Annotated in this window: 12 protein-coding genes; 8 read left to right on the top strand and 4 right to left on the bottom strand. The window is 41.2% G+C overall.

What is annotated here, in order from left to right; genetic code table 11:
* Positions 1-190 precede the first annotated feature (190 nt).
* The 4 genes from ACWQ4X_RS10240 (at position 191) to ACWQ4X_RS10225 (ending at position 1,990) form a co-directional block, all read left to right on the top strand.
* The gene (locus ACWQ4X_RS10240; RefSeq protein ID WP_457903564.1) at positions 191-571 is read left to right on the top strand and encodes an STAS/SEC14 domain-containing protein; all 381 of its coding nucleotides are present in this window, start codon (positions 191-193) and stop codon (positions 569-571) included.
* A gap of 126 nt (positions 572-697) precedes the next feature.
* Positions 698-1,003, top strand: a complete 306-nt coding sequence (locus tag ACWQ4X_RS10235) for an SAM-dependent methyltransferase (RefSeq protein ID WP_457903563.1) — start codon at positions 698-700, stop codon at positions 1,001-1,003.
* Between the two features lie 12 nt (positions 1,004-1,015).
* Positions 1,016-1,528, top strand: a complete 513-nt coding sequence (locus ACWQ4X_RS10230) for a class I SAM-dependent methyltransferase (RefSeq protein ID WP_457903562.1) — start codon at positions 1,016-1,018, stop codon at positions 1,526-1,528.
* A gap of 150 nt (positions 1,529-1,678) precedes the next feature.
* Positions 1,679-1,990: an ankyrin repeat domain-containing protein gene (locus tag ACWQ4X_RS10225; RefSeq protein ID WP_100242363.1), complete on the top strand. Its 312-nt coding sequence runs from the start codon at positions 1,679-1,681 to the stop codon at positions 1,988-1,990.
* Positions 1,991-2,054: 64 nt separating this feature from the next.
* Here ACWQ4X_RS10225 and ACWQ4X_RS10220 read toward each other — a convergent pair whose 3' ends face one another.
* Complete coding sequence (locus tag ACWQ4X_RS10220) at positions 2,055-2,567, bottom strand: lytic transglycosylase domain-containing protein (protein WP_457903568.1); 513 nt, start codon at positions 2,565-2,567, stop codon at positions 2,055-2,057.
* A 424-nt stretch (positions 2,568-2,991) separates the two neighbouring features.
* Here ACWQ4X_RS10220 and ACWQ4X_RS10215 point away from each other — a divergent pair, with 424 nt between their 5' ends.
* The gene (locus ACWQ4X_RS10215; protein WP_457903561.1) at positions 2,992-3,513 is read left to right on the top strand and encodes a GNAT family N-acetyltransferase; all 522 of its coding nucleotides are present in this window, start codon (positions 2,992-2,994) and stop codon (positions 3,511-3,513) included.
* Positions 3,514-3,580: 67 nt separating this feature from the next.
* On the opposite strand, the gene ACWQ4X_RS10210 is transcribed toward ACWQ4X_RS10215, so the two are convergent.
* Positions 3,581-4,276, bottom strand: coding sequence for a TIGR04219 family outer membrane beta-barrel protein (locus ACWQ4X_RS10210; RefSeq protein ID WP_142769850.1), 696 nt, complete (start codon positions 4,274-4,276; stop codon positions 3,581-3,583).
* Positions 4,277-5,036: 760 nt separating this feature from the next.
* On the opposite strand from ACWQ4X_RS10210, the gene ACWQ4X_RS10205 reads away from it, so the two are divergent.
* The 3 genes from ACWQ4X_RS10205 to zupT all read left to right on the top strand — a co-directional run bounded on the left by ACWQ4X_RS10205 (position 5,037) and on the right by zupT (position 7,569).
* Entirely contained in the window at positions 5,037-6,515 is a 1,479-nt protein-coding gene (locus tag ACWQ4X_RS10205) for a sodium-dependent transporter (protein ID WP_457903560.1), read from the top strand.
* 11 nt (positions 6,516-6,526) lie between these two features.
* A complete protein-coding gene (locus ACWQ4X_RS10200) occupies positions 6,527-6,670 on the top strand; it encodes a methionine/alanine import family NSS transporter small subunit (RefSeq protein WP_161934230.1) in 144 nt (47 codons plus the stop codon).
* Between the two features lie 89 nt (positions 6,671-6,759).
* Positions 6,760-7,569 (top strand): zinc transporter ZupT, encoded by an 810-nt coding sequence (gene zupT, locus ACWQ4X_RS10195; RefSeq protein WP_457903559.1) that lies wholly within the window; start codon positions 6,760-6,762, stop codon positions 7,567-7,569.
* Positions 7,570-7,611: 42 nt separating this feature from the next.
* Here zupT and rsmB read toward each other — a convergent pair whose 3' ends face one another.
* Complete coding sequence (gene rsmB / locus ACWQ4X_RS10190) at positions 7,612-8,919, bottom strand: 16S rRNA (cytosine(967)-C(5))-methyltransferase RsmB (protein WP_457903558.1); 1,308 nt, start codon at positions 8,917-8,919, stop codon at positions 7,612-7,614.
* Entirely contained in the window at positions 8,919-9,878 is a 960-nt protein-coding gene (fmt, locus tag ACWQ4X_RS10185) for a methionyl-tRNA formyltransferase (RefSeq protein ID WP_457903557.1), read from the bottom strand. Before fmt ends, rsmB begins: the two co-directional genes overlap by 1 nt.
* Positions 9,879-10,043 lie beyond the last annotated feature (165 nt).

The raw sequence follows: 10,043 nt of genomic DNA, 5'->3' as shown, positions 1-10,043 counted from the left end.
TAACCTAACGGTTAGGGGTGTTTTTTATTGTGGGTAAGAAATACTAAAATACAGAACTAGAACGTCTTGTAACTAGAATAACGCCATAAAAAGACAAAAAAAGGGCAAAATAAATGAGTGAAAGGCTCGCCTATCTTATTTTCTTTACTTTTTATGTTGTATCAAGACATGTTAGAACGAGGTGGTTACTATGAGTAAAGAGCATCACGGTATTACGATAGTTATTGAAACCATTGATTCAGAGTCGATTTGGGTATTAAAAGTTGCTGGGAAATTAACTCATTATGATTATGAGGAAATTATTCCAGCGTTGGAGTCTAACCTTAAAGATATTAACTCTAAACATCTAAAAATGTTGGTTGATATAACTGAGTTTTCAGGATGGGAACCACGAGCAGTTTGGGATGATTTTAAGCTAGGTTTAAAAATTGGCTTTAATATAGATAAAGTTGCAATCTATGGTGATCAAAAATGGCAAGAATTAGCAGCTAAGATTGGAAATTGGTTTATCTCTGGTGAAATGAAGTTTTTTTCTGACGACCAATCAGCTATAAAGTGGTTGGTTGAGTGATATTAGTACGGTTTTGCTTGAAATGATTAGACTAATCTTAAAATCTACGTTGAGAGTTTGAACATAAACGGCATGATTTAGCTTAGTAGTGTAGTAAAATTAATATTTAGATGAGGGGGCTCGTCTATGCAGCCTGATGTCAATAATATAATCCAGACGCATTATACTCGTGTGAACCTGGGCGAGACTATATTAGCTGCACTAGAAAAAGCAGGTAAAGATGTTCACTGTCTGATACCTGAAGATTTAGCACCGATTGATGAATTTCATATTCGTGGAAGAGTTGCAACACTCGAATTGGCACGAGCAGTCGGGCTTGAAAAAAGCATGCATGTCCTGGATGTGGGAAGTGGTATTGGTGGAACTTCTCGTTGTTTAGCTGAAGCTTTTGGCTGTCATGTCACAGGTATCGATTTGACAGAAGAATATTGACAGGCTGCCGAGATGCTTTCTGCTCGAACAAATCTTAAGCATCTTGTTGATTTTCATCAAGGTGATGCAACTAAACTTCCTTTTGATGATCAGAGCTTTGATGTTATTTGGACAGAACATGTTGCAATGAATATTCCAGAAAAGCTACAACTCTATAAAGAAATGTATAGGGTACTCAAGTCTGGTGGCACACTTGCGATTTACGATGTTCTTGCTGGCCCATCTGGGGATGTACTTTTTCCAGTACCTTGGGCAAGAACGCCAGAGAGTAGTTTTTTGGTTGAGCCTGCTGAACTTCGTAAACTCTTGGTTGATGCTGGATTTACGATTCAAGATTGGTCGGATACCACAGATGCAGCACGAACATGGTTTGTGACACTTGCCGACAAGATTAAAAAAGAGGGTTTTCCAGCTCTTGGATTTCATCTTTTACTTGGGGCAGATTTTCAAATGATGGCGCAAAATCAGCGGCGAAATCTTGAAGAGGGGAGAATTGTTCTTGCACAAGTGATTGCAAAGAAATAGACACAGCCGAATACAAGTTTAGAGAGGTTAGGCATATTGCCGTAGAGCTTATTTTCAGTCTTAGATGTTGAAAAAATTTATATGTAGAACAGTCATGAAATTTAGGTTTTAATTGTGGTTTGAGAGTGAAAACAAAAATGGTTATATCATATGAAACTTAACTCTTTCTCACCGATCCCCGAAGAGGATGAAGAACTGCATCTCCCAGAGCTGGTGTATTGGTCATCTTTAGGTGATGCCGATCAAGTGCAACAATTATTACTCGATGGGGCTGATCCGAATCAAGCTGATGAAGAAGGCTATAGTGCGCTGCAAGCTGCAGCGGAGAATGATCATTTAGATGTAGTGAAATTATTGGTCAGCAAAGGGGCGAGAATCGACTACCGATCCGAATATACTGCCCTTGAGCTTGCAGAAATGGCTGGAAATAAAGCCGTGATTGAGTATTTAAAAAGTCTATAAATCAAGAATTTTGAAAATAAGCCCAATTTGAAATTGGGCTTTTAATCATGAATAAAGATTAAATTTATAACGAGCTTTTTAATTTTTCTTCGTGTTGTTTGACTTGTTTTGCATATTTTTTGCCTTGGCGTCGCATTTTCCAGCTGGACTCATAGCCTGTAGGGCCGACATTATAGTAAGCGAGGGCTTTTTTCCAGCTGCCTGCAGACTGATTATATTTCGCTAAAATGTAGGTGCCACAATTAATATTGCTGGCTTCTTCAAATAAATCACCTGGGCAGGTTTGTTGCCAATAGGACGGCATGACTTGTGTCAGCCCCACTGCGCCAGCTGGCGAAACAACATAGTTTCGATAACTGGATTCTTGATGAATCATCGCTGCAATCAGCAAAGGGTCAACTTGATATTGTTCGGCACTCTGTACAATCATCGGGGCTACTCGATTGGCTGTAGTTGAGTCAACGGCATACGCCTTTTGAATACCTGTAGAGAGTTTGGTTGCACGTTTTTCTAAAGAACCACCACCGATACTGGAACAGCCCGAAAGGATAAGCAAGCCTAACGCAGTCATCCCCATTTTGATTCGTGTCGATTGTTTTAAGTTGAGTACGTGATGTTGTGGTTGTGAGTGCAACAAAATGAGATTCCAAATGAGATTTAAGCGTCTTCGATGTTAGGTAGCCCAATATAGTGAGTCAATATGAATTACTTTAATGAATAGCAGTATTCTGTAATCTTAAGCATCTAAAATATTGGCAATTTTTAGTATAAAAAAATACAAAGGAAAGCCCCATCATCCTGACGGGGCTTTCCTATATGGGGTATTCTGTAATCAACTCCTGTCAATTACGACGCTTCCTGCGATCTTTTTTGTTATTTAAGAAACTTCCTGTCTCTGTATGGCTTTATATTAATCAGATCAATAGCGTAGGTATAGGCGCAATTTGCGCTGTTTGATGTACGATAAAACCTACATGGCGCACCGAGTTAAAAGAGATAGTATGTCGAATCAAAATCATCCATGGTATATTCGGTCAGAGCAACCTGAGGATGCTGACTGTATCGACCAGATTATCACTTCTGCATTTGCATCAGTTGCTTATAGTAATCATTGCGAGCAATTTATTGTGCGTGCATTACGTCAAACTGGACAACTCTGTATTTCTTTAGTCGCTGAATTAGAGAATAAATTGATTGGGCATGTTGCGATTTCGCCAGTACAAATTTCAACAGGTGTAAGTGGTTGGTATGGCTTAGGTCCAGTTTCAGTATTACCTGAATTTCAGGGGCGAGGTATTGGTGCTGATTTAATTCAAATGGCATTGATGCAGTTACAAGCACAGCATGCGCAAGGCTGTGTGGTTTTAGGTGAGCCGAGTTATTATGCGCGTTTTGGTTTTCAGGCAGATGCTCAGTTAATACTTGAAGGTGTGCCAGCAGAATATTTTCAGGTTGTTGCTTTTGATTCTGTGATTCCACGAGGGACAGTACATTACCATGACAGTTTTAATGCGACAGCTTAACTGGATTGACTAATAAATAAAAAAAGCTGAATGTCCAACATTCAGCTTTTTTTGCAGGAGGTATCGCTTAGAAATGGGCATCTAAACCAATATACGGACCTTTAAATTCAAGTTTAATGTCGTTACGGCTGTAGTCATCTAAATCAACCGTGAAAATACGATAACCGGCTTTCAAACCGACATCGACCAACATATTGTCAATAAAGTTATACTGAATTTCTGCCAAAGCATCCGTTAATTGCGCATCATCAAAGTTGCTATACGTCATTTCAGCTTTTGCACTTAGACCTGTAAAAGGTAGCTTGCCACCAACAGTCGCGTAAATAATTGGATACGTTTCATCAATATCCACACGCTGATTAGCATAATTACTGATGTCACCGTTTAAAGTTGTTGCACCCGCACCGATGTCTAGATCTACTACATTGTCTAAAATTTCATAATAGAGAATGAAGTCCGCATGATCGAGGTTAACGGAATAATTTGGTTTTCCTTGTGAGCTACTTTTAGTTTCTGTATCTAAATTGACATAGCGAATTTTGGCATTGGGAATGATTGGCACTGGGTGCTCTAAAGCAACCGATAATTGTACTGCACCATCATTGTCCAGTTTTTCTTTTGTTCTTGGATCTGTATTCGACATTTCAGCATGGCCATCATATGCCCAATAACTGATATCACCTTTGAGTGCAACCAAATCTGCTTGAGCTAAACTACTCAAAGCTACACCTAATGTCAGTAATCCTGCTTGTGCTACTTTCATACTTTTATCCTAAATTGTGTTGTGTATTGGTGTTAAAAAAGTTGAAAAAAGAATTATTCAGTTGTATTTGACAGCATGATATAGCGATGTGAACAAAGATGCAGTAGTCAAAGTGCTTTTTTACATAAAAGTCTAGACTAGTGGTGATGTTGCTTGAGTTGCATTTCATCTTTATGGTTAAAAGCTTTAGTTGGATCACAGCCTAAATTGTCTGTGTGGCAAGTTCAGCTTTTGAGTGAAGGATGGATGAACAAAAAAGTGACTGAACCCATGTGAAATGCTTCGAGCGTTTGTTCCTTTTAAGGCTTTTATATCAGATCTAATCAGCTTAGCTGCTATGAATGGAGTTTTGCTTAAAATATAGACTAAATAGGGCAATAAATTAGAATAATTTTCCAGTATTTGATAGTTCTTGCATTTTTGGCTTTGTTAATCTATTTTTAAAAATATCGTAAATAACGAGTTATATTTTGATCAATTGATTAAAAATAGAATACAAAAGGATGAAGTTTCATCCAGAAATTACAGCAAAAAATAACAAAAGTGAGTATTGTTCAATTATTAAGAGGTGAAAACAATCCGAAAGACTTTAACCAAGATTTTGTGTGCATTTCATCTGTTTGCAATTTAGAACGAGACACCCAAAAGGTGGAAGCTAAATCAAACAACAAAAAGATTTTTGAATGGTATCTTTTTTGCTAGCCATATTAATCCGTATAACAAGCAGCATAAAAGTTACCCCAAGGTTTAGGTGTGTTTCATGGCAGATTCTCGTGAAAACTGGACGTCACGATCTGGTTTTATTATTGCAGCCGTAGGTTCGGCTGTAGGTTTAGGTAATATTTGGCGCTTTCCCTACGTTGCTTATGAAAATGGTGGCGGTGCGTTCCTTATTCCATATTTACTTGCATTGATTACTGCAGGTCTACCACTGTTATTCTTGGATTATGCAGTCGGTCATCGTAGCAACAATTCTCCACCCAAAGCGTATCGTGCTTTATTTAAAGGCGGTGAAACCTTAGGTTGGTGGCAAGTTTGTGTGTGTATCATCATTGGCTTGTACTATGCCAGTGTACTGACGTGGGCAGGCAGTTATGTTTACTTCTCCATTGGTCAAGCATGGGGCAGTGATCCTGAAAGTTTCTTCTTTAGTACTTATTTAGAAACATCTAAAGCATCAGGCATCGATTTCCAATTTGTTAGCCATTTATTCTGGCCAATTGTTGGGATTTGGGCATTAACACTCATCATCTTGTTTGGTGGTGTAAAGAAAGGGGTGGAGCTGTCGAATAAAATCTTCATGCCTTTGTTATTCGTTTTGTTCTCATTCCTGGTTATTCAAGCATTACGTTTACCTGGTGCGGCGCAAGGTTTAAATGCGTTCTTTACCCCGAACTGGTCTGCAATGATGGATTATAAGGTCTGGCTCGCAGCCTATGGTCACACCTTCTTCTCGCTGTCTGTTGGCTTCGGTATTATGGTGACGTATTCATCATATTTAAAACCAAAAACCAACTTGACGGGTTCTGGCTTGATCGTTGGTTTTGCCAATGCATCGACTGAAATCTTGGCGGGTATTGGTATCTTCGCTGCATTGGGCTTTATGGCACATGCTGCAGGTACAGAAGTTAAAGATGTGGTGAGTGGTGGTATTGGTCTTGCATTTATTGCCTTCCCGAAAATCATTTCGAGCTTGGGTGCAGGTGCGGATCTCTTTGGTTTCTTGTTCTTCTCGTCACTGTTTGTTGCGGGTATTTCTTCAATGGTCAGTATTTTGGAAGTTCCAATTGCTGCCATGCAAGATAAATTGAAATGGAGCCGTGCCAAAGCTGTATCGATTGTGGGTGGTGGTAGTGCACTGGTGTCTATCAGCATTTTCTCTAGCGTAAATGCGATTAAACTGGTGGATATTATTGACCACTTTATCAATAACATTGGTATTGTGGGCGGTGCATTGGCATCAATTATCTGTATCGCTTGGTTTAAACGTTCTGCGTTGCTTCAGCTGCGTGACCATGTGAACCGTGTATCAACGATTCAATTGGGTAAAGGTTGGGCATTTACATTAACTGTCATTACGACCTTTATTTTAATCACTACACTAGGAATGACCCTGTTCAACTTAGTGAAGAATGGTTACGACACTTACAGCATGAGCCTGCAAGGTGTATTTGGATGGGGCAGCGTGATTTTCTGTGCTGTGGTTGCAATCGTACTCAGCAAGATGAAAGATCGCTAAGGAGACACAGAATGAATACTTCAGCTATCATAATGATGATTATCTCCATGGTATTTCTCTGGGGTGGATTGGCGTTGTCGATTCTCCATTTGATGAAAAACCCTGAAGAACTAGATGAAGTGCTGGAAGAAGTGAAAGACCAGCACACATTGTAAATAAATTGTTTCAGTAAATACTGAGCATATGCAAATGAAAGCCATTATCATTTAAGATAGTGGCTTTCTTATTTTAAGAGCATGACGGTATGGATCCTCTATTGCCGCATCAAGTTTGGGTCGCATTTGGCGTGACCTTTCTCGCAGGACTGGCAACGGTTGTGGGCGGTGCTTTGGTCTTGTTCTTTAAAAAGCCCAGTTATCGCGTACTCTCCTTTGGTTTGGCGTTTTCCGCTGGGGCAATGATTTATGTCTCATTGACCGAAATCTTGAATAAATCGATTCATTCCTTTAGCCAAGCCTTTAATGATAAAATCGGTTATGCCCTAGGTACTTTCTCTTTATTGCTCGGGGTAATTCTGGTGTTGATTCTGGACCGCTGTATACCGAATCCGCATGAAACCCTTGAAGAACAAAGTGCGCATGGTATCAATCAACAACAATTATTACGTACAGGTTTACTGACGCTATTTGCGATTACCGCACACAATTTTCCCGAGGGTTTGGCGACCTTCTTTGCAACCTTGGAAAGCCCAGCGCTGGGCGCACCATTGGCTGTGGCAATTGGGATTCATAATATTCCCGAAGGGATTGCCATCGCATTGCCAGTCTACATGGCAACCCAGAAAAAAAGCTCGGCTTTAATTGCCAGTTTTGTTTCGGGGCTGGCTGAACCTTTGGGGGCGATGCTGGGTTATTTTATTTTGGCACCGTATTTGAGTTTCAGTGTCTATGGGGCTGTGTTTGGCATTATTGGTGGGGTGATGGTGTATTTGGCCTTGGATGAACTGTTACCGACCGCCAAGAAATATGCGCAAGGGCATGAAACGGTCTATGGCTTGGTCACAGGCATGGCCTGTTTAGCACTGAGTCTGGTGATGTTTAAATATGTGAGTTAAGCAGAGGAAACAGAACAGCGTGTTTCTGTCTCCTCATCAGGATTAGGCTGTTTTTTGAATCAAGCAATAATAAAAACCGTCACCTCGACCTACGGCTGGCAGAAGTTGGCGGCCATGAATTTGCTCAATGCCCCAATCGGCATCAATTTTAATTTCTTTGGCATTTGTATGCTGGGCAAAAAAGTCGACCATTTGCTGTTCATTTTCTGCTTTTAAAATCGAGCAAGTGATGTACAGCAATGTGCCACCGACTTTAAGTTGCTGCCACATATTTGCCAAAATTTGCTTTTGCAGCTCAACTGTTTTGGCAATATCACCTGACTGGCGCAGTAAGCGAATATCGGGATGACGACGCATCACACCAATCGCTGAACAAGGGGCATCGAGGACGATACAGTCTGCAAGTTCAGGCGAGGTCCATTTCACCGCATCGGCTGTGATAATTTCTACGTACTTTTCATTTAAAGCCAAACGCTCTAAGTTTTCCGAAACACGTTTTAAGCGTTTTTCATCTTGATCTAGCGCGATCAATTTTTTTGGCTGATATTTTTCTAAAATATGTGCGGTTTTGCCACCCGGTGCCGCACAGGCATCAATCACGAATTTGCCATTTAAATCGGGCAATAATGTGGCACAGAGTTGCGCATGTTCATCTTGGACTGAAAAACCACCTGCTTCAAAACCCGGCAGACTTGGAATATGCAGGCTTTCATCCAATACGATCCCTACATTGGACAGTTCACACGCGTGAGCGTCAATACCTTCTTCTTCTAAAATTTCAAGATATTCATCACGGCTGACTTGTAAGGTGTTGACCCGTAAAGTTAAAGGCGCAACTTGTTTCAGTTCATAGCTGATTTCAGCCAGTTGCTCACCCCAGTCCTTTTTCAAACGTTTTGCTAACCAACTTGGTAAATTCGAGGCTTGGTCGAGTACATCGTAGAACTGTTCTGTTTCTCGGGTGGCACGGCGTAAAATCGCGTTCACTACACCGCTTAAACTTTCCATGCCCAATTGTTTGGTGGCATCTACTGTTTCAGAAATTGCGGCATGCGCTGCAACGCGGGTACATAACAATTGATATAAACCCACATATAAACAGGTTTCAACGACTTGGTTGTCTAGTGGTTTAGACAATAATGGTAAAGTCACTTGTTTCAGTGCGTGCCATTGGCGCAAACAACCTAGCACCAATTCATGGTACAAGGCGCGGTCTTTATCCGACACGATCGCCATTTGTTGCGGGAGTACCGATGCCAGTGATTGACCATTTTGGACAGCCAATAACGTTTTAACCACCTGAGCACGTAAGTTTAAGTTCTTACCAGATGCGTTGGGAGATTGTTTCATTATAAAATTTGTCCAATAGTCAATTTTTGAGTTTGTGCAATCTGCACAGCATTGAGAGGTTTACCACCCGGCCATTGTAATTGGGTGAGGCAAACAGCCTGTTGATTGCCGCAAGCTACATGCACTCCTTGCTTATCCATCGCCAAGATTGTGCCCGCAGCTTGATCAGCGACAGCATGCTCAGAAAGACATGAACCCCAAACCCGCAGATTATTGTTTTCATCCAACACAATGTAGGCCACTGGCCAAGGGTTGAAGGCACGGATATTACGGTCAATGCTGACCGCATCTAGCGACCAGTCAATCTGCGCTTCTGCTTTGCTCAGCTTATGCGCATACACCGTTAAGGCTTCATCCTGCACTTCACGCTCGGTCAAATAGTGTTGCAACTTTTGTTCAGTTTCTAAGACTGCAACAATGGCTTCTGCACCTTGTAGCGCCAGTTTGTCATGTAGTGTTGCAGAGGTATCCGTGGCTTCGATTGGGCAGTAGGTTTTGTACATCATGTCGCCCGTATCTAAGCCAGCCGCCATTTTCATAATGGTCACGCCCGTTTCGGCATCGCCTGTGGCAATCGCGCGTTGAATCGGTGCGGCACCCCGCCAGCGTGGTAACAGTGAACCATGAATATTCAGGCAGCCATATTTCGGTGTATCCAGCACCACTTGCGGCAGGATCAGACCATAAGCCGCGACGACCATCACATCTGCATTTAATTCTTTTAATTGTTGTTGTGCCGCTAAGCCTTCTTCAGTGGATGATTTGAAGTGCAAAGGTTGATAGACAGGTAAATCATGTTCCAGCGCCAACTGTTTCACCGCAGATGCTGTGAGCTTTTGTCCACGACCTGCTTTACGGTCGGGTTGAGTGTATACCGCAACAATTTCATGTTCTGTTTTCAGTAATGCAGCCAAAGCACAAGCAGCAAATTCAGGTGTACCTGCAAAGATGATTTTCACACATCAAATTCCATAGAAACTTGCGGCTATTATATGCCAAAACCAGCGCCAAGCCGAATCTATGGCTGTTGTACTGATATTCAGGCCAATGTGGGTGAGATCAGACTGATGCTGTGGTATTGGATGGATTATTTATTAACTTTTAGTTATGCAAAATTAAAAAAA

The sequence above is a fragment of the Acinetobacter sp. NigerLNRRAM0016 genome, from assembly GCF_054112845.1.
Note: the sequence above shows the minus strand (reverse complement) of the source record. Positions and strands in the feature narration are given on the sequence as shown.